The sequence below is a fragment of the Pseudonocardia benzenivorans CB1190 genome, from assembly GCF_000196675.2.
GTDB classification, from domain to species: domain Bacteria; phylum Actinomycetota; class Actinomycetes; order Mycobacteriales; family Pseudonocardiaceae; genus Pseudonocardia; species Pseudonocardia benzenivorans.
The window spans coordinates 5,205,944-5,223,458 of sequence record NC_015312.1 but is presented as its reverse complement, the minus strand read 5'-3'; the positions used below and the strand labels follow the sequence as shown (position 1 = coordinate 5,223,458).

Below are 17,515 nucleotides of genomic sequence, written 5' to 3'. Positions count from 1 at the left end.
GGCAGTGTCACCGGATCGACGACGCTGCGCTAGTGCTCGGCCGGGCCGTCCGGGGGAAGCCGCGGGTCGGGAGCGCGGGCCGCGCCGTCGATGCCCAGGCGGGCGAGGTTGTCGTGGGCGGGGTGCGCGAGGCCCGCGGGGCCGGCCGCGAACTGCTGCAGCAACCGAGTGCTGATCGCGGCGAGCACCTGCGCGACGCGGCCGCCCTCCCCACCGCCCTTGCAGTCGGGGTCCATCCCGCACACCCAGTCCTGCGTGCCGGTGGAGAACACGCCCGCGCCGCTCGCGGTGGTGTAGTACGTGGCGTCGGAGAACTCGCTGCGACGGGTGGTGCCGCACGTGACGGGGGAGTGGAACAGCACCTCCAACGGCCGCGGCGTGGGGACCGACAGGTTCACCCTGGCGTACTCGACACCGACGACGCCCGGCAGCCGTTCCCCGTCCCGGACGATGCCGTCGAGCAGCCAGTTCCCGGGCTCGGCCACGACCAGATCGGCCCGCCCCGGGAAGCAGCTGTAGTAGCCGCCCACGAGCACGCTCTCCGGGCGCGGGTCGGGAGGCTGGCGCCAGTCCTGGGTGGACTCGGCCGGATCCGTGTGGCTGACCGGGTCCTCACCGGCCGACTTGTAGTTGATCTCTAGCCTGTTGGCGCCCAGTGTCGTCGGCGCCAACCGGATGTGCCGATACACCTCGTTGCCGCCGAGGAAGGCCAGGTTCACCCCGCGGTCGCGGGCCTGCGTCGCAGCCGTCCGCATCGCCGTCGACCAGTACTCGTCGTGCCCCGGCGTCACCACTGCCCGGGCGCCGTCGAGCAGGTGCGGGTCGGCGTGCAGGTCGATGTCGGTGGCGTAGCCGAGCGGCGCGCCCGAACGTTCCGCGACCCGCACGAAGGCCAGTTCGAACTGCAGGAACTGCCCGGCGCCGGACATCCCGGACTCGTACGGGCGGTCGAACGTGACCGCCCGCGAGCGGCTCTCGCGCCGACCGTCGGGACCCTTGTAGAGGTTGTAGCCGCCCCACCGGTTGTAGGCCTGCCAGGTGGTCACGGCGTTGACCAGGACCACCCGCCCCTGGTTCGACGGGGTGCGCACGGTGAGCGGGACGTACTGCTGGGCGCCGTTGTCCCCGTCGAGTCGCAGCAGGTAGTCGCCGGGCGGCCAGCCGTCGGTGCCCACCGTCAACGAGGGGTTCCATGGTGCGACGACGGTGTCGGTCGGCGGCTGCACCACCGCGGGCGCCTGCACACCGCCGGCCACGCGGGACGAGGTCCAGACCGCCAGCGCGTCGGAGGCCGCGTAGTCGCCGATCCGGAACGCCGTGACCTGGTAGCTCGACGCAGTGGTCGAGACGAACAGCCGCACCCGCTCGCCGGGCGTGACGCTCGTCCTGTCGGCGAAGCCCTCGATCGCGTGCTCCGGACCCGGGTGCGCCAGCTGCCAGCCGGGCGTGCCCGCGACCGGACCGACCGCCGGTGGCGCCGACGCGGGGCCGGGAACCGCGCGCGTGCCACCACCGCCTGCCGGCGAGCAACCGGCCACGACTGCCACCAGCCCCAGGACGACCGCGAGGCGAATCAGCCTGCGCAGCGGCGACGGACCGTACGCGACTGTCGCGTCAGCCGGCCACTCCCGCGGTCGACTCCCGTCAGCCACCGCCGGACCCTACCGCCGAGCAGCCGACCTCAGGGCACGCCATCACCTCAGCGACGGCCGAAGACGGACCGGACGTCGGGGAGCAGCAGCGACCGCGCAGCACCCTCGGCGATGCAGGTGACGGGATTCTCGGCCTGTTTGACCGGGAGGCCGAGACCGGACTCGAGCGCCGCCTTGAGCCCGCGGGCGGGTGACGCGCCGCCGACGAGCAGGACGCCGTCGGCGGCGATGTCGTCGACCGCCTGTGCAGGCAGGTCGTCCAGGCAGCCGGAGAGCACCCCCGCGATCGCCGCGACATGCGGCGCGATCAGGTCCTGGAGCTCGGCGGCCGCTATCTGCACCGACCGGGGGCGAGCGTGTTCGATGTCGCGTCCGGTGACGGCAAGCTGCGCGTCGGCCTGGGCGAGGCTCACGCGTCGGGTCAGCGCCTCGGCCATGGCGGGACTCGTCAGCAGCCGATGTTCGACCCGCAGATGGCGGCGGACGACGGCACTCAGCGCGTCACCCGCCTGGTGCGTGGATCGCACGGCGAGTACCTCTCCGCAGCACACGGCCATGATCTCCGCGGTGCCGGCACCCACGTCGGCCACGATGTGAGCCCGCCGGTCGAGCGGGTCCAGCCCGCAGCCGACGGCGGCCGCGACCGGCGCGGCGAGTGCCACCACCCGGGTGATTCCTGCTTCCTCGGCCGCTTCGACGAGAGCACGCCGTTCCAGGGCGCTCGCCGCACCGGGTACGACGACGGCGACCGAGAGGCGGGTGCGCTGCCAGGGGCGGGGAAGGACGCGGCGCACCACGGCGCGGATGTAGCGGCGTGCGGTGTCCAGATCGGTCACCACACCGGCGCGCACAGGTCGGACCGCGCCTGCCGCGGACGGCAGTCGCTCCATCAGGTCGGCCGCGTCGCGACCGATGCCGGTTCCCCCACCGTGGGGCATCTCGAGCATCACCGACGGCTCGTCGAGCAGGAGGCCGCTGCCCGTGTCACAGACGACGGTGCTGCCGCTGCCGACGTCGAGACCCCACTGTGCCGCACTCCATCCCACGTCCGCACCCCCGCATCCCCGGTCCGCGCCGGATCTCCGCGTCCTCTCCACGTTCAGAAGCGCGCCCGGGGCCGGGCCGGGACGGCGTTCCCCCTGAACGCCGTCCCGGCGGGGGCCACCCGTCCGCTCCCCAGGGCCGGGTGGTGGCCGGTGCAGCTCGTCATCGTTCTGCTCGATGGTGCGTCGTCCGCAGGCCTGGAGAGGAGGGTCTTACGGCCCGGGTCGTATGGACCGGTCGCCAGGAGTGCGGCTGCACCTGCGGGCTTCGCGTCCGAGAAATCCTCATGACGCCGCCTGCCCGATCTGCGCACCGATCGGATCGCGACAGAGGGCTTGCGGCGTAGGGCCTGCGGCCCGGGTCGCAGCCCCGCGGCGAGGGTGCTCCGCCATGGCCTCTCCTCCGGATCCCGGTGCCGATCCTGGCGGCGCGTCCGCGTCGCGAGCAGGGTCGGTGGACCTGTGGCCGGGTCCTCGGGACCCGGTCGGACCAGGCCGGACGCCCCTTCTCGGCCCGGGGGGTCGGCGGCTACACCGTGAGGTGACAGGAGGATGCGATGCGTCGGCAGGATCAGAAGTACGAGTCGGGGCTGGTCGAGCGGATGTGGCTGGGTGAGTGCACGCGGTGCGGAGCACGGGTCCATGTGCACCGTCGCGAGCAGGCGAAGGGGTGGGAGGTCACGCACGCCCAGTGCGGCTGCGGGCGCACGCTGGTGCCCGACGAGTCCGGCCGCGGTTGGCTGCCGAGCCACTGGTGACGGCGACGAGCCGACCCGCTCGCGCGAGGCTCCTCGTCGAGCTCGGGGCAGTCGGGCGGGACGGCCGGGTCGGACAGCCCCTGCCGGATCCCGGGCTTCGTGGAGCTCCCGGTGCGCGGGGATCACAGCTGCGTCGGTGAACCCCGACGCGGTCGAACGGACGCGAGCGGCGATGGGCGCCGCCGAACGCCGCCAGCTCTTCGAGCGGCACGCCGACCGACGTCCGCCCGGACCGGCTTCGCCCTGGGCGCACACCGGGCAGGTGGAGCGACGACCAACGGCCCGGGGGCAGTGACCTGCGATTCCGTCGCGCCGTCGCTCGCCCGCGGTGCAGGTGCGGGCGCTGTTGGTCCAGTGGCCGACGATGCCGGGCCCGGTGATCGCGCAGAAGATCGGCTGGCCCTACTCCGAAGGCCCGCTCAAGAAGCTGCTGGCCCGGATCCGCCCCGAGTACGTCGGGATCGACCCGTCGGACCGGACCGTCTACGAGCCCGGCGAGATCGCCCAATGCGACCTGTGGTTCCCCGAGACACCCATCCCGGTCGCCGCCCGGCAGGTGCGGATCCTCCCGGTGCTGGTGCTGACCTTGGCGTTCTCCCGGTTCCTGTCCGCGACGATGATCCCCTCGCGCCAAGGCGGGGACATCCTGTCCGGGATGTGGCTGCTGATCTCCCAGCTCGGCCGGGTGCCCAAGACGCTGGTCTGGGACCGGGAGTCCGCGATCGGCGGCACGGGGAAGGTGTCGGTCCCGGCCGCGGCGTTCGCCGGGACCCTGGCCACCAGGATCCGGCTGGCCCCGCCGAAAGACCCAGAGTTCAAGGGCATGGTCGAGCGCAACAACGGGTTCTTCGAGACCTCGTTCCTGCCCGGACGGGCGTTCGCATCCCCGGCAGACTTCAACTCCCAGTTCACCGACTGGCTGACCAGCCGCGCGAACACCCGCACCGTCCGGGCCATCCACGGGCGTCCGGTCGACCTGCTCGAGACCGACTACCAGGCCATGACAGTCCTACCTGCCGTCGCCCCGACAGTCGGGCTGACCCACCGGATCCGGCTCGCGCGCGACTACTACGTCCGCGTCGACACCTGCGACTACTCCGTGGACCCGCGGGTGATCGGCCGCTTCGTCGACATCGTCGCCTCGCCCACCACGGTCGAGGTGTTCTGCGACCGGCAGCTCGTCGCCCGCCACGACCGCAGCTGGGCCAAACACCTGGTGATCACCGACCCCGACCACGTCGCCACCGCACGCCAGATGCGCCAGGCCCTGGCCGAGCACCACCGAGCCCAGCAACAGGCCGGGCAGCGCGGGCAGCGCCGCCACAGCGACGGCCACCCGGTCGCGATCCGCGCCCTGCCCGACTACGACGCCCTGTTCGGCGTCGACTTCGACCCCACCAGCCCGACAGCCGCGGATGCGGCGGAAGCGAGCAACCCGTGACCACGACAACCACGTCGGCGAACGCACCGACGGCGCCGTCGAGAACCGCCCCGGCGGACGGCCTTCCATCCATGCTGGCCTACCTGGCCAGAGTGTTGAAGACCCCGACCATCGGGCGCTGCTGGGAGGAGCTGGCCGAGCAGGCCCGCGACGAGAACTGGTCGCACGAGGAGTATCTGGCCGCCGTGCTGCAGCGCCAGGTCGCCGAGCGCGAGTCCGCCGGAACCACGATGCGGATCCGGACCGCGCACTTCCCGGCGGTGAAGACGATCGAGGACTTCAACCTCGACCACCTGCCCTCGCTACGCCGGGACGTGTTGGCGCACCTGGCCACCGGCACGTTCGTCGCGAAGGCCGAGAACGTGATCCTGCTCGGCCCACCCGGGCTCGGGAAGACCCACCTCGCGATCGGGCTCGGGGTCAAAGCCGCCCACGCCGGCTACTCGGTGCTCTTCGACACCGCGAACAACTGGATCACCCGCCTCGCCGAGGCCCACCAAGCCGGACGGCTCGAGGCCGAGCTGAAGAAGGTCCGCCGCTACAAGCTGATCATCATCGACGAAGTCGGCTACATCCCCTTCGACCAGGACGCGGCGAACCTGTTCTTCCAGCTCATCGCGTCCCGCTACGAAGTCGGCTCAGTCATGGTCACCTCGAACCTGCCCTTCGGGAAAGCGCACATGTTCGACCGAACCTGTGTCAGGTCGCGCCGAAACATCACGGGTTCGGCAGCCGGCCGGCGTCGACGTGGTCGGCCAGATAGATCAGTGGGGACTGCGGGTCCATCCCGAACGCGGCCGCGACGAGCTTGGGGTCCATGACGTTGACCAGGTCGACCAGCCGGGTGCTGCGGATCATGCGGGGCGCGGCGCCGCAGGGGTCGAGGACGTGGCTGAGATAGGCCGTCGACGCCGCACGGCGCCCGGCTTTGGTGCCCTTGGTGACGATGACGTGCGGATTGTCGGTTCGCTGCTGCGCGCGGTGGGCAAGGCAGCGCTGCAGCACCGACCAGCTGGCCGGGTCGAGCGGGACCGGGTGCGGCCGCCGGCCCAGCCGCACTGCTCGGGCGTGTTCATCGACGTCATCGATCAGCATCAGGCGCATTTCCTGGCTGGACGCGCCATGCAACAGCGCGAGCATCCCGACCAGTGCCTCATGCGGATGCACCCCGTCGCCGGCGGCAGAATCCGCGCTGAGGTCGGTGGTCCACCGCCGAAACAGCGATCGTTGCTCGGCGAGGGTCAGGGTCGACCCGCGGAAAGCGCTGGGCTCGGAGGCCGACAGATCTCGGGCGGGATCGACGAGGATCAGCCGGCGCGCGCGGGCGAAGCGGAAGAACTGGCGCAGCACGACCAGCCGCCGCTTGCGCGAGGCCGGCATGCCGGCCAGGAACGCCTCGATGTCGCCGATGTCGACCAACTCCCACCCGTGCTTGCCACGCTGCTCGGTCAGGAACTGAGCGAGGTCGCCCACGATGGTCAGCGCCGTCTCGACGGTGTGGTCACTGCGCGCTCGGGTTCCGGCGCGACGCGCGCGTTCACGCGCATGCAGCATCTTCTCGCAGAACCCGGCCACCGCCGGCCGCAACGGTGCAGGGACCCGGTCGACACGGCGCCGCCGCCGCCCGGCGGCGAGCTGTTCGGGATGGTCGGTGGCCAGGGCGAGCTGGTGGTCGGTGAAGAAATCCTCGAGCACCCGCGCGAGCGGGCCCATGGAGCGTCCTGGGCGGCGGGCTCGGTCCAGCACCGCCGCCGGCAGATTGGAGTGCTCATCGGCCAGCAGTCGCCCCAGCTCGGTGATCAGCATGCAGGCCCGGCTGGGGCAGTAGCGCGAGGCAACGTGAGCGGTGAACGACTCGAGCCAGTCGGGCGGGCTCGCCAGCCGCTCGGCCAACGCCTCGGCGCGGATGAACGGCCGAGCGGGGTGTCGCTGCCAACACGCCGAGCACAGCCCGAGACCGGCATGGCGGCGCACCCGACCGCAGCCAGCGCAGGGGCGCGGCGGCTGGGGCCCTGGCTGCGGGCGTGAGCAGTGGCCACACCATCCCGTCGCCGCGCGCAAGTGGCCGAGCCTGGCGCAGCGCGGGCAGATCTGCATCGCGGCCGCCCGCTGATCGGTGCGCCGGCAGGTCTTGCACAACGTCTCGGTGGCCGAACGGCGCGGCCTGTCGCAGCGTCGGCAGCGGCGTGAGCACAACACGCACCGGCCAGTGTCTGCCTGCAGGACACGCTGGTTCCCGCAGGCCGGACAGGGCTCCTTAGCTGCATTCTCACGAACCCGCCGGGAACAACGACAGCATCGTGGCTGATCCAGCAGCCCGACGGGCGCGCCGCAGTCGGCGCAGTCACGCTGCTTCTTACCCACGACCTCGCCAACCTGGTCGATCGTGTCGGGCTCGCCGTCGTCCCCGCAGTCGTTCTCGTGGTCCGGTCACATCGGCGGCAGGGATCGACCACCGGTCCCGGATGCTCGAGGACCGTCGAGGGCTGTCGGACGAGTCGGCGCGACCGGTCGCTCGACCGGAGTGGTGTCGATCTCGAACAGGTCGTCGGGAGTGCACTGCAGAGCAGTGCACAGCGCGATCAGCGTCGAGAGCTTGATCTGGCTGGGTTCCTTGGTGAACAACGCCGACACCGACGCCGCGGACATCTCCACGCCAGCCCGCTCCCCGAGCAGCCGACGCAGTTGCGTCCCGGTCCAGACCTCGCGCTGCGCCGCGGCCATCCGCAGCCGCCACCGAATCCTCATCGCCGTTCATCCTCACCGGCGCGCTCGACAGGCTCGTCGGGCCCGCCGAGCTCGGACAGCGTGGTGGACACCGCGCGTCGATATGCATCCTCGATGAACGTCGCCGAGGGGCGGACATACCGCATCGTCGAGCTGACCGTCCAATGCCCGAGCAGCTGCTGAATCGCGACCAGGTCCACGCCGCGCTCATAGTTGTGGGTTGCGCACGCTCGCCGCAGCGCATGCGGGCTGAACCACTCCCCGGCCGCGCGGCCTTCCAGCTCCATCAACCGGCGCAGCCGGTTGCGGATCGTCCCCCGATGCAGGCTGCCGCCGGACTCGTCGGCGAACAGCACCGGTGAGTCGGGGAACTTGCCGCGCACGTCGTTGAGGAACCACCGCAGCACCAGGTCCAGGCCATCGAGCATCGGGACCCACCGCGGCCGCGGACCTGATGTCCTCGCTGCCTTGCCGAACCGGACATGCAGCTTCCCGAACGGCCCGCGGTTGAAGTGCACATCCGCCACATCGAGCAGCGAGGCCTCCTCCGAGCGCAAGCCAGCGTGATAGAGCGTCCGGAACAACGCGTAGTCCCGCGCGGCCGGCGCATACTTGCGGGCGGTCGCGATCCGGCCCTTCAGGAACTCGAAGAACTGCCCGACCCGTTCCGGGGTCGGCGGCGGCATCGAGTCCGGCGAGTCGTCCCCGACATGGCGGGATGCGTTGAACTCATCCACCGGGCAGACCAGCGAGACACCGAACCAGGCCTGGATCTCGGCGGCCTTGCGCACCTGCAGGAACCGGTGGAAGCCCTTGAAGATCTGCACATAGTCACGGCGGGTCGACGCCTTCCGACCCGCAATGGCCAGATCGCCCACGACCCGATCGACGTCCTCAGGCGTCACCTCCCACGCCGGGCGGCCCAACGCCGTCAGCGTCCGCTCCAGCAACCCGAAGTCGTTCTCGATCGTCACCGGGCTGAACCCACGCGCCCGCCACGACGCCACGAACGCCTCGACGCACTCGCCCTGGAACTCCCACGGATCCGTCGTCGCCGGCGCCGCTACCGACGCAGCACCCGCGATCACTGTCAGCCGCCGCGTCACCCGCACACCCTCTTCGCACCTGAATGATTAAGGCAGCGCCTAACATAGCGATCTCCCACCTGGAAGATCCACAGGGCCCATCCAGGGCGCATCGGTGCAGGCACGAGCACAGATCCGGCTAAACGAACAAGTGCCAGCCCCAGATCGCTGGGGCGAGACCTTCTCCGACGACGTCGTCGCCGCAGCCATGATCGACCGCCTCGTCCACCACGCCGAGGTCCTCACCCTCACCGGCGACTCCTACCGCACCCGCCAACGCCGCCAGCTCCTCGCCAAACAGAACCGCGCCGACCAAGACTGACAACCATCCGAGGGGTCAAGATTCAGAGTGGTGGTTTCTACGGAGCGTCGCAACACTCCCATGATCGTTTAGGGGTTGTGTTGTCTTCGACGCGTCGTGTCAAGAAGGGGCCCGGACGGCGGCCTCAGTCGGCCAAGCGCCAGCGCTTCATGGAGCTGCGCGCCCGCGGCTGGAGCATCCAGGCCGCGGCACGGGAGGTCGGCACGTCCCGCACGTCCGGGGCGAACTGGGCCCGCGGCTACAAGACCTACCGCGACGGGCGGGTGGTCGGGTTCGTGGCGCCACTGGATCGCCTCGCCGTGCGCGAGATCAGCTCGCGCTACTTATCCCAGGACGAGCGTTTCCAGATCGCCGACCTGCGCCGGATGGGCTGGAGCATCCGACGCATAGCCGCCCACCTCGGACGCTCACCCTCGACCATCTCCCGCGAGCTGCGCCGCAACGCACGCAACGACGGCGGCTACCGCCCGTTCGACGCCCACCGCCGGGCCGTGGCCCGCCGAGCCCGCCAGCACCGACGCCGTCTGGACACCAACCACGAGCTGCGAGCCCTCGTTGGAGAGCTACTCGCACAGCGGTGGAGCCCTCAGCAGATCTCCCGTCACCTGCGGGCCCGCTTCCCGGAACTCCCGGGCATGCGTCTGTGTCACGAAAGCATCTACCAGGCGATCTATGAGCCCGGGTCCTCTCTCGTCCGGCCCTCAAGGGTGCCGTCGGTGCATCGATCGCCGCTGCGGACCGGGCGCGATCATCGCCGAGCGCACCAGAAGGTCGAGCGGCGCAGGCCCCGCTTCGCGCAGCCGATGCTGACCATCCACCAGCGCCCGTTCCGACCCGAGGACCGGTCCGAGGCCGGGCACTGGGAGGGCGACCTGATCGTGGGCAAGGACCACGGTTCGGCGATCGGCACCCTGGTCGAGCGCACGACTCGCCTGGTCCGGCTGCTACACCTTCCTCAGCGTGACGCACACACGCTGCACCGCGTCCTCGCGATGAGGATGGGCGACCTGCCACCGTCGCTGCTGCGCTCGATCACCTGGGACCAGGGCACCGAGATGGCGAGACACACCGACATCACCGCCACCCTCGCGGTCCCCGTCTACTTCTGCGACGCCCACGCGCCCTGGCAGCGGGGATCGAACGAGAACACCAACGGGCTGCTGCGTCAGTACTTCCCTAAGCGGACCGACCTGAGCATCCACAGCCCGCGGCACCTCAAGGCCGTCGAGAACGAGCTCAACACCCGCCCTCGAATGGTTCTCGCCGACCGCGCTCCCGCCGAGCTGTTCGCTGCGTTGCTAGCCTCTTCGTCCGAGCCATCGTTGCGACGTTGACTGGAACCCGCCAGTCCCCAGAGAGGTCAATTTTCAAGATCCGTTGACACCGCTCGGCTGCCGCGTCGTGAGTCGGTGTCGGCGGGCGTCGTCACACACCCCCGTGCGGTACGTCCGATGCGCGGGACTGTCGTCGTCGGGGTCGACGGGAGGTTCAGCGAGCCGATCGCCGGCGGCGGGCGCGTCCGCCTCCGAACAGGATCGTCGGCAGCGGGATCACGCACGCACCGATGACGAAGCCGAGGTCGTAGAGGTGGCCCGAGTTGGGTACGGCGTACACGGCGACGTGGTCGTCGAAGAGCGAGACCAGGAAGGCGATCGGCAGGATCATCCCCTGCCAGACGCCGAGCCAGAAGCCGGGTGCGCCGGCGATCGCCGGGGCGGCCGTGTTCGTGGCCGCGCAACCGGCGAGAACCAGGGCCGCGGCGACGGTGACGGCGACGAGCGCGGCGGTCCGTCGCCACGAGCGTATTGCCGGTCGTCTCATCGCCCGGGCCCCGTCGGGGGCGCGGTCCCGGCCGGACGACGTCATCGTCGCCCGGCTCGATGGTCGCCGACGGACCCGGAACCGCCTGCCCACACTCGGCGTCCCGGCAAGCCGTGGCCGGCCTCTCGACCCGAGCGCGCGAGGTGTCCGAGCCTGTGCCCGAGTCGTTCCGGGAGCAGGTCGACGGCCCCGCGCGGGCGTGCGGCGTCGACGCGCACGACAACCGTGGTCCCGTCGAGGTCGACGACGATGCGGGCGACGACCGGTCGTTCGACGGCAGGGTCGTGGTGGCGCAGGACGCGCATCCTCGCCCGTGCCGTGGCCCGACCGCGCCGCACGAGCGGATCACGGAGCCCGTCGCGGGCGTAGTCGGCGAGATCGGGCGCGATGCCGCCGCCGAGTTGCACGATCGGTTCGTTGTCCGGTCGTGTGGTCCGTCGGTGCGCAGGGTGCGGGTCGGTCATGTCACCGAGAGTCGCCGCGGTGCGGAAGGCGGACCAGGGGCCTTGGGACCCGTCGGGGTCACCAGTGGTCCCGCGTGGCGGTGCGATCGTCGCTGTGCCGACGCGTCGACGTCGCGACACCGCGCGACCCGTCCGATGCCCGGATGCGAGACGGACCTCGTCCAGGGAGTTGCGGAGGGCGGCTCGCGGCTGCCGGACGTCGCAGCTACGTGAGCCGGATGGTCCGTCCGAGCACCTCGCGTGCGGTGTCACCGACGGCGGTACCCGTGGCCGTTGCATGTAGCCGGATCCGGGCGACCGCCTCGTCGTAGCTGATGTCCCGACGGAGTGCGAGGACCCGTGCGGCGAGGGAGACGACGGCGACGTCGGGGCCGATGGTGACGTCGCGGCCGTCGGGCCGGGGACCGAGGACTTGTCCGATCCTGTCGTAGTCGGCGGTGAGCGCGGTGAGCGCGAGCTCGGCGAGCACGGCAGCGTCGGCGTGCTCGCTCTGAGTGGGGCGCAGGTCCCCGGTGCGCCGGTAGAGGGTCAGCACTCCCAACGGTCGGCGGGCCAGCGCCAGCGGATAGGCCGCGACAGCGTCGAGGTGTGCGCTCGCTGCGACGTCGACGTAGTCGGGCCATCGGTGTTGCTCGTCGCCGAGCGGATCGACGACCACCGGCAGGCGGGTTCGCGCCGCCGTCAGCGACGGGCCGTCGTCGATGCTCCGTTCCAGGGCGTCGAGATCGGCGGCCCATTTGTCGGTGGCGGTGAGCAGATGGAGGCGGGAGTCGTCGCGGACCAGCGAGAGGGCCGCGGCATCGACGGTGTCGAGCACGTCGACCGCCGACCGGCATACCGCGCACGCCCAGCCGAGCCAGGGCGCATCGTCGATGTGCTCGACGACGGCTCGCCACAGTTGTGCCCGCCGGGTGAAACCGACATCGGTGTCGGTGGCGCCTCGAGCGGCGACGAGCGCGGTGAGCGCATCGCTGAGGCGGCGACCGCGCCGCTCCAGCGTGCCCGCGTCGCTCCACAACCGCTGTGCGCCGAGGGCGAGCTGACGCAGGTGACGTTCCGGAGGCTCGGTTGCGGATGTGTCCAGGTCCAGCCGGGCCACTGGAGCGCTGACGTCCTCGACGCGGTGCAGGATCGCTGCGACGGTGCCGCTCTCGTCGAGCAGCGGTGTGTTGACCGGTGCCCAGTACTTCCTGCGGAACGGTCCGGCCGATCGGCTGGGCCGTACGTCGTAGCGCTGGATCTGCATCGTGTGCGGGCGTCCACGGCGCAGCACACGGTGGAACGACGCGCTCAGGTTCGGGACACCATCCGCGTGGGGATCCTCCGGGTTGTCGGGGAAGGCCTCGAACATGGGCCGCCCGATGACGTCCTCGACGCTGCGCTCCGTGGCGGCGAGGTAGGCAGGGTTGCTCGCCCTGATCGTGAGGTCGCGGTCCAGCAGCAGGTACGGGGCTGCGGAATGGTGGAAGATCGCGCTGGCGGCGGCGGACTCCAGCACCACGTTCATCGCGAACCAGCTCTCCCCTCGCAGCTGCGCGGCCAGGTACTCGCACCGCTACGAGCGTCGATCACGTCGGACAGGTCCTCGTGTCGGTAGCGCTCGGCCACACGCTGCTCGTGGGCGGCGACCCTGCGCGACTGCGCCGCGTGCGCCAGCAGCTCGGCCGACCGGCCCGGGCAGGTCGATGCCCGGGCCTCGTACGTTGCCGCCACCTCTGCCTCGACCTGGGCGACCCACTCGGCGACGCTCGCGAGCCGGCCCCGCAGTCGACACAGGCGTGTTCTGGAATCGCGCACCGACTCGATCAGCTCCGTGAACGCCGGCTCGTCCATGGCGGGCCTCCTGCACACCGTCCGGGCACGGTGTCGGTAGCGCCGTCCGCGCAGGCGAACGAGTCTCCGGACTTCTGCACCCGGGACCGCGACGAACACCGCCGTCCGCACAGTGTGCCGACCGGCGGCAGCCCGCGTCGACCGCAGCGGGACCGAACGGCCGCGCGCGTCTGCGCGGTCCACCCACTCGATCCGCGTCCGAACGGCCCGGTCGGAAGCGCCGCAGGAGACCGCAGCCGCAGACCGGAGAAGCGACCCGCTGCAGGTCGCTTCGCTCCGCACAGTCGGAACCGGGTCGTACAGCGCCCCAACCTGTCAGTGGCCTTCGGTCGCTCGGATCGGCAACCGCGGCCTCGGGGAGCGCACACATGACAGGCCGGCCCGTCGTCGACGTCCGCCTCAGGACCGAGGCTGGTGATCACGCCGTCCCGCGCGCGTGGCGTCGTCGGTCTGGCGGGGTGTGTCCGACATCGGCTGTGCGAGGGCGAAGTACTCTTCCTCCTCCTGCGCGAAGTGCAGTCGGAGAAGTGCGTGCAGGCCGTACACCGTCGCCAGCAGGTCGTCGACCTGGCCGTGCTCCAGTTCGCCGGCGGCCGCCGCGAGGTCGAGGTGGGTGCTCAGGCGGCGGGCGAGGCGGTCGATCTCGACATGCGCTCTGGTCATCGGCGCGGTGGCGTCCGTGCCGCCCAGGGGAGCGGTCAGCGCGGGGTAGAGCTGGGCCTCCTCGGCGTGCTCGTGCGGGAGCAGCCGGCTGGTGAGCACCCGGTCCGCCTCGCGGAGGGCGTCGAGCGCGACGGGCGTGGCGCCCTGGTCGGCCAGCAGATCGGCGGCGTCGCGCAGCGCCGGCAACGCATCGGCCAGGTCGCGGTGCTCGGCCTCGAAACGGTGCACGAGCGCCTCCGCGTCGGCCGGCAGGGTGACCGTGTCGGGACGTCCCGGTCGTAGCGCACGCAGGGCGTTGAGGATGACGGCGACGTCGATCCCCTCCTGGAGCAGGGCACCGGCCGCCGGCGGCAGGAGGCCGACGGCCGCGACGGCCATCGCGAGCAGCGACAGCCCCATGCCGACGAGTGCGCTCTGGACGGCCAGCCGGCGAGAGCGGCGCGCGATACCCATCACGTCGGCGAGCCGGTCGAGGCGGTCCACGGTGAGCACGACGTCGGCCGCCTCGGACGCGGCCGTCGCCCCGCGAGAGCCCATCGCCACACCGACGGTCGCCGCAGCGAGGGCCGGGGCGTCGTTGACCCCGTCGCCGACCATGACGGTGACGGCCTCCTCGCGCTCCGCGCGAACCGCCGCCACCTTGTCGGCCGGTGACTGTTCGGCGCGGACGTCGTCGAGGCCCAGCATGGCGCCGACCTCGCGCGCCGGCGTCGCACGGTCGCCGGTGAGCAGCACCAGCCGCCGCAGCCCGGCCGTGCGCAACCGGCGCAGCGTCCGCGTCGCGTCGCGGCGCAACGGGTCCCGCAGCAGGATCGCGCCGACGACGTCGTCGCCCTCGTCGTCGGTGCTGTCCTGGTGACCACCGCGACCGACCCACACGACCGTCGCACCGTCGAGCAGGGCCCGTGCGGCCACGCTGCGCGTCCAGGACGCCGAGGGCGGCGCCGACCGCCTGCCGACCCGCACGAGGGAGCCCTCGACGACGGCGGAGACCCCGCGGCCGGGCTCCTCGACGACGGCGCTCGGCACGGAGAGCGTCATGCCGTTGGTACGCGCGTGCGCCACTATCGCGGCTGCCAGCACGTGCGGTGACACCTGGTCGGCCGACGCCGCGAGCCGGACCACCTCGCTCGGGGTCCATCCGGGCGCGGTGGCGACGTCGATCACCCGTGGCCGGCCCTGGGTGAGTGTGCCGGTCTTGTCCAGCACGAGCGTCCGTGCCCGGCCGAGGCTCTCCAGCGCCGCGCCGCTGCGGACGACCACCCCGCACTTCGTCGCGCGGGACAGACCGGACACGATCGCCACCGGGGCGGCCAGCAGCAGCGGGCACGGAGTGGCGACGACGAGCACCGCGACGGCGCGCACCGCGGACCCGCCGACGATCCAGGCCGCGGCGGCGACGGCCAGTGCGAGCGGGACGAACCACGCCGCGTAGCGGTCCGCGAGCCTGACGATCGGGGCGCTCTCCGCACCCGCCTCCTGCGCGAGGCGGACGAGCCCCGCGTACGTACTGTCGGCCGCGATGCGGTCGGCGTGGACCTCGAACGCGCCTCCCGCGTTGACGACACCGCTGCGAACCGACTCGCCCACTGCGCGGTCGACCAGAACCGACTCGCCCGTCACGACGGACTCGTCGAGCAGGGCCGCCGAAGTACGGATCCGTCCGTCGACCGGAACCACCTCACCGGGGCCGACGACGAGCAGGTCACCGACCTCGACGTCGTCCAGCGCCACCACGTCGGCGACGTCGCCGACGCGGCGCCGCGCGGTCCGCGGGACGTGCTCGGAGAGCGCGCGAAGATCGCGCGAGGCTCGCCGCTCCGCGGCGGACTCCAGCGCCCGTCCCGTGGCCACCATGACCGCGATGAGGGCGCCGGCGAGGTACTCGCCGACCAGGAGGGTGCCCACCAGCGACAGCACCGCGAGCAGGTCGACACCGACCCGCCCGCGGCGCAGCGCCGCCGCGACCCACACCAGCGACGGGACCAGCGCGGCGACCGTCCCGGCCGCCCAGGTCAGCTCCGCGGCCCGTCCGGCGCCGGCCCAGGTCGCCACCAGCCCGCCGAGCAGTGCCAGCACCGTCGCGGGCAGCAGCGACCAGGCGAGCCACGTCGTGGGCACCGCCGTGACCGTCCGTCGTCGCCCCTCTCCCGGCGCCACCGGGCTCATGACGTCTCCCGACGAACCGGGTTCCCGGTGCTCACGGGTACCTCGGTGGCTCGTCGTCGAGGGCGCCGCGACCAGGCCGGTCTCCCAACTCTGCGTGCACCGTTCCTCCCCGCCGCCTACCGGACGCCACAGGCTTTCGGGCCGGCCCGGCTGGGCGCGCGAGGCTTCCGGCTCCGTCGCCGAGGACCTCCGGCCCGATCGTGACGTGCCCCGCTCCGGTGGTGCCCGCTCGATCGGTGCCCGCTCGATCGCTGACGACCGTGCACTCCGGAACGAGCCATGGGTTCGACGGTGGCGACGCGACCGGGGACATCGACCGCGGCGAGCGAGCGCAACCACTCGCGCATCCCCGGACCGGAGGTCACCGCTGCGGCACCCATCTCCCGGGCCGCCCGGCGACTCCCGGGGCGGCTGAGGCCGAACGTGTGGGTGGGTGCCGCGACCACGAGCAGGTCGGCGCCCGCTGCGACGCCGGGTCCGGCCCGCGCCACGGCGACGATGTCGACGTCGGCATCGGGCACCGCCGACCGAAGTCCCTCGGCGACGGCCTGCGCGGCAAGACCCGTGTTGCCGAAGCAGGTCTCACAGGCAACGAGCACGCGCACGACCAGCACTTCCTCGGCGTCGTGGCGATGAGCGGGTCACGTCAGCCATTGCCGTGGACGACGTGTCCGATGCGGATTCCGGCGAAGTCGACGACGACGTCGGCGCGGTCCGGGTCGACCGAGCCGATGTGGACGCCGGCGAAGTCGCGCACCTCGCCGTCCTCACCGGCGGTGCCGAGCCGGACCCCGCTGTCGTCGACGACGAACGCGCCGGTCACGACGGCGGAAGCAGACGCGGGCATGGTGGCCCCTTTCGGTAGGGCCCGGTCGTCCGGGCGGTGCCGCACACGGTCCGCCGGGCGCCGACGCTGCGACCAGGGCCGGAGGGCCGCCGCGGACGGGACCTCGGTCTCCGTGTCGGCCGTGGAGACCGACCCTCGGCCTGCCGGACGAGGCCGATCGACCCTGCCCGGGCAGTCCTGCGGACGCCGAGGATCTCCCTGTCGACACGACGTTCGGCGCACCGCGACCCGAGGGGACCTCCATGGCGACGACGACCGAGCGACCCGCTCCGGACGACCCGGTCCGGCGCATCCTGCGAGCACCGGTGGCGTCGATCCCTGCGGAGCGGAGCGCCCGGGAGGTCGCCGAGGAGCTGGTCGCCGACGAGGTGGGGGCGGTGCTCGTCGACGGGTCCCACGGGCCGGTCGGCATCGTCTCCGAACGTGACGTCGTCACCGCCCTGGCGACCGGCAGCGACCTCGACCGGCTCCAGGCAGCCGATCTCATGAGCACCGAGCTGGTCTGGGCCGACCCCGACGACGGGATCGGCGACGTCGCACGACGGATGCGCGAGGCGAACGTGCGGCACATGCCCGTGCGCGGAACGTCGGGGGCTGTCGCCGGGATCGTGTCGGTGCGCGACGTCCTCGACGTGCTCGCCGCGCCTGCGGACTGAGCAGCGCCGGTGCAGGAGTGGGTGGTGGACCGGT

The 17,515-nt window shown here is 72.1% G+C and carries 15 protein-coding genes and 2 pseudogenes; 6 read left to right on the top strand and 11 right to left on the bottom strand.

Annotated features, from left to right (window positions below; translation table 11 throughout):
* Positions 1-29: 29 nt before the first annotated feature.
* Both PSED_RS24470 and PSED_RS24465 read right to left on the bottom strand, forming a co-directional pair.
* Positions 30-1,547 carry a N,N-dimethylformamidase beta subunit family domain-containing protein gene (locus PSED_RS24470; RefSeq protein ID WP_233899140.1) on the bottom strand — a complete coding sequence of 506 codons (1,518 nt, stop codon included), beginning with the start codon at positions 1,545-1,547 and terminating at the stop codon, positions 30-32.
* Positions 1,548-1,699: 152 nt separating this feature from the next.
* A complete protein-coding gene (locus PSED_RS24465; protein ID WP_013676913.1) occupies positions 1,700-2,698 on the bottom strand; it encodes a rod shape-determining protein in 999 nt (332 codons plus the stop codon).
* 554 nt (positions 2,699-3,252) lie between these two features.
* On the opposite strand from PSED_RS24465, the gene PSED_RS24460 reads away from it, so the two are divergent.
* The 3 genes and pseudogenes from PSED_RS24460 to istB all read left to right on the top strand — a co-directional run bounded on the left by PSED_RS24460 (position 3,253) and on the right by istB (position 5,715).
* A complete protein-coding gene (locus PSED_RS24460) occupies positions 3,253-3,453 on the top strand; it encodes a hypothetical protein (protein ID WP_013676912.1) in 201 nt (66 codons plus the stop codon).
* 334 nt (positions 3,454-3,787) lie between these two features.
* A pseudogene (locus PSED_RS24455) lies at positions 3,788-4,894 on the top strand (Mu transposase domain-containing protein); the annotation flags it as partial.
* Positions 4,891-5,715, top strand: a complete 825-nt coding sequence (gene istB, locus PSED_RS24450; protein ID WP_083845269.1) for an IS21-like element helper ATPase IstB — start codon at positions 4,891-4,893, stop codon at positions 5,713-5,715. The pseudogene PSED_RS24455 and the gene istB, both read left to right, overlap by 4 nt.
* Here the strand turns inward: istB and PSED_RS24445 are convergent.
* The 3 genes from PSED_RS24445 to PSED_RS24435 all read right to left on the bottom strand — a co-directional run bounded on the left by PSED_RS24445 (position 5,612) and on the right by PSED_RS24435 (position 8,727).
* Complete coding sequence (locus tag PSED_RS24445; RefSeq protein ID WP_202946299.1) at positions 5,612-6,700, bottom strand: site-specific integrase; 1,089 nt, start codon at positions 6,698-6,700, stop codon at positions 5,612-5,614. The genes istB and PSED_RS24445 overlap by 104 nt on opposite strands.
* A 624-nt stretch (positions 6,701-7,324) precedes the next feature.
* On the bottom strand, positions 7,325-7,642 hold the full coding sequence (locus PSED_RS24440; RefSeq protein ID WP_013676029.1) for a helix-turn-helix domain-containing protein: 318 nt from the start codon (positions 7,640-7,642) through the stop codon (positions 7,325-7,327).
* Positions 7,639-8,727, bottom strand: coding sequence for a tyrosine-type recombinase/integrase (locus PSED_RS24435; protein WP_013676030.1), 1,089 nt, complete (start codon positions 8,725-8,727; stop codon positions 7,639-7,641). The genes PSED_RS24440 and PSED_RS24435 overlap by 4 nt, the downstream gene beginning before the upstream one ends.
* 145 nt (positions 8,728-8,872) lie before the next feature.
* On the opposite strand from PSED_RS24435, the pseudogene PSED_RS24430 reads away from it, so the two are divergent.
* Positions 8,873-9,028, top strand: a pseudogene (locus tag PSED_RS24430) (ATP-binding protein); the annotation flags it as partial.
* A gap of 149 nt (positions 9,029-9,177) precedes the next feature.
* Entirely contained in the window at positions 9,178-10,362 is a 1,185-nt protein-coding gene (locus PSED_RS24425; protein ID WP_013672281.1) for an IS30 family transposase, read from the top strand.
* A gap of 154 nt (positions 10,363-10,516) precedes the next feature.
* Here the strand turns inward: PSED_RS24425 and PSED_RS24420 are convergent, their stop codons facing one another.
* The 6 genes from PSED_RS24420 to PSED_RS24395 all read right to left on the bottom strand — a co-directional run bounded on the left by PSED_RS24420 (position 10,517) and on the right by PSED_RS24395 (position 16,825).
* Positions 10,517-10,849 (bottom strand): hypothetical protein, encoded by a 333-nt coding sequence (locus PSED_RS24420; protein WP_041762272.1) that lies wholly within the window; start codon positions 10,847-10,849, stop codon positions 10,517-10,519.
* 41 nt (positions 10,850-10,890) lie between these two features.
* The gene (locus PSED_RS24415) at positions 10,891-11,313 is read right to left on the bottom strand and encodes a hypothetical protein (RefSeq protein WP_049803496.1); all 423 of its coding nucleotides are present in this window, start codon (positions 11,311-11,313) and stop codon (positions 10,891-10,893) included.
* 205 nt (positions 11,314-11,518) lie between these two features.
* Complete coding sequence (locus PSED_RS24410; RefSeq protein ID WP_013676908.1) at positions 11,519-12,820, bottom strand: PAS domain-containing protein; 1,302 nt, start codon at positions 12,818-12,820, stop codon at positions 11,519-11,521.
* Positions 12,817-13,146: a hypothetical protein gene (locus PSED_RS24405; RefSeq protein ID WP_013676907.1), complete on the bottom strand. Its 330-nt coding sequence runs from the start codon at positions 13,144-13,146 to the stop codon at positions 12,817-12,819. The genes PSED_RS24410 and PSED_RS24405 overlap by 4 nt, the downstream gene beginning before the upstream one ends.
* A gap of 399 nt (positions 13,147-13,545) precedes the next feature.
* Positions 13,546-15,978, bottom strand: a complete 2,433-nt coding sequence (locus tag PSED_RS24400; protein ID WP_013676906.1) for a heavy metal translocating P-type ATPase — start codon at positions 15,976-15,978, stop codon at positions 13,546-13,548.
* 646 nt (positions 15,979-16,624) lie between these two features.
* Complete coding sequence (locus tag PSED_RS24395; RefSeq protein WP_013676905.1) at positions 16,625-16,825, bottom strand: hypothetical protein; 201 nt, start codon at positions 16,823-16,825, stop codon at positions 16,625-16,627.
* A 242-nt stretch (positions 16,826-17,067) separates the two neighbouring features.
* Between PSED_RS24395 and PSED_RS24390 the strand changes: the two genes are divergently transcribed.
* The gene (locus PSED_RS24390; protein WP_013676904.1) at positions 17,068-17,481 is read left to right on the top strand and encodes a CBS domain-containing protein; all 414 of its coding nucleotides are present in this window, start codon (positions 17,068-17,070) and stop codon (positions 17,479-17,481) included.
* The last annotated feature ends 34 nt before the right edge of the window (positions 17,482-17,515 follow it).

Excerpts from the sequence above, each read along its gene's own strand:
- PSED_RS24460 (WP_013676912.1), top strand. The coding sequence starts at position 3,253 with ATGCGTCGGCAGGATCAGAAGTACGAGTCGGGGCTGGTCGAGCGGATG.
- PSED_RS24445 (WP_202946299.1), bottom strand. The coding sequence starts at position 6,700 with ATGCTGATCACCGAGCTGGGGCGACTGCTGGCCGATGAGCACTCCAAT.
- PSED_RS24440 (WP_013676029.1), bottom strand. The coding sequence starts at position 7,642 with ATGAGGATTCGGTGGCGGCTGCGGATGGCCGCGGCGCAGCGCGAGGTC.
- PSED_RS24425 (WP_013672281.1), top strand. The coding sequence starts at position 9,178 with ATGGAGCTGCGCGCCCGCGGCTGGAGCATCCAGGCCGCGGCACGGGAG.
- PSED_RS24420 (WP_041762272.1), bottom strand. The coding sequence starts at position 10,849 with ATGAGACGACCGGCAATACGCTCGTGGCGACGGACCGCCGCGCTCGTC.
- PSED_RS24415 (WP_049803496.1), bottom strand. The coding sequence starts at position 11,313 with ATGACCGACCCGCACCCTGCGCACCGACGGACCACACGACCGGACAAC.
- PSED_RS24410 (WP_013676908.1), bottom strand. The coding sequence starts at position 12,820 with ATGAACGTGGTGCTGGAGTCCGCCGCCGCCAGCGCGATCTTCCACCAT.
- PSED_RS24405 (WP_013676907.1), bottom strand. The coding sequence starts at position 13,146 with ATGGACGAGCCGGCGTTCACGGAGCTGATCGAGTCGGTGCGCGATTCC.
- PSED_RS24400 (WP_013676906.1), bottom strand. The coding sequence starts at position 15,978 with ATGAGCCCGGTGGCGCCGGGAGAGGGGCGACGACGGACGGTCACGGCG.
- PSED_RS24395 (WP_013676905.1), bottom strand. The coding sequence starts at position 16,825 with ATGCCCGCGTCTGCTTCCGCCGTCGTGACCGGCGCGTTCGTCGTCGAC.
- PSED_RS24390 (WP_013676904.1), top strand. The coding sequence starts at position 17,068 with ATGGCGACGACGACCGAGCGACCCGCTCCGGACGACCCGGTCCGGCGC.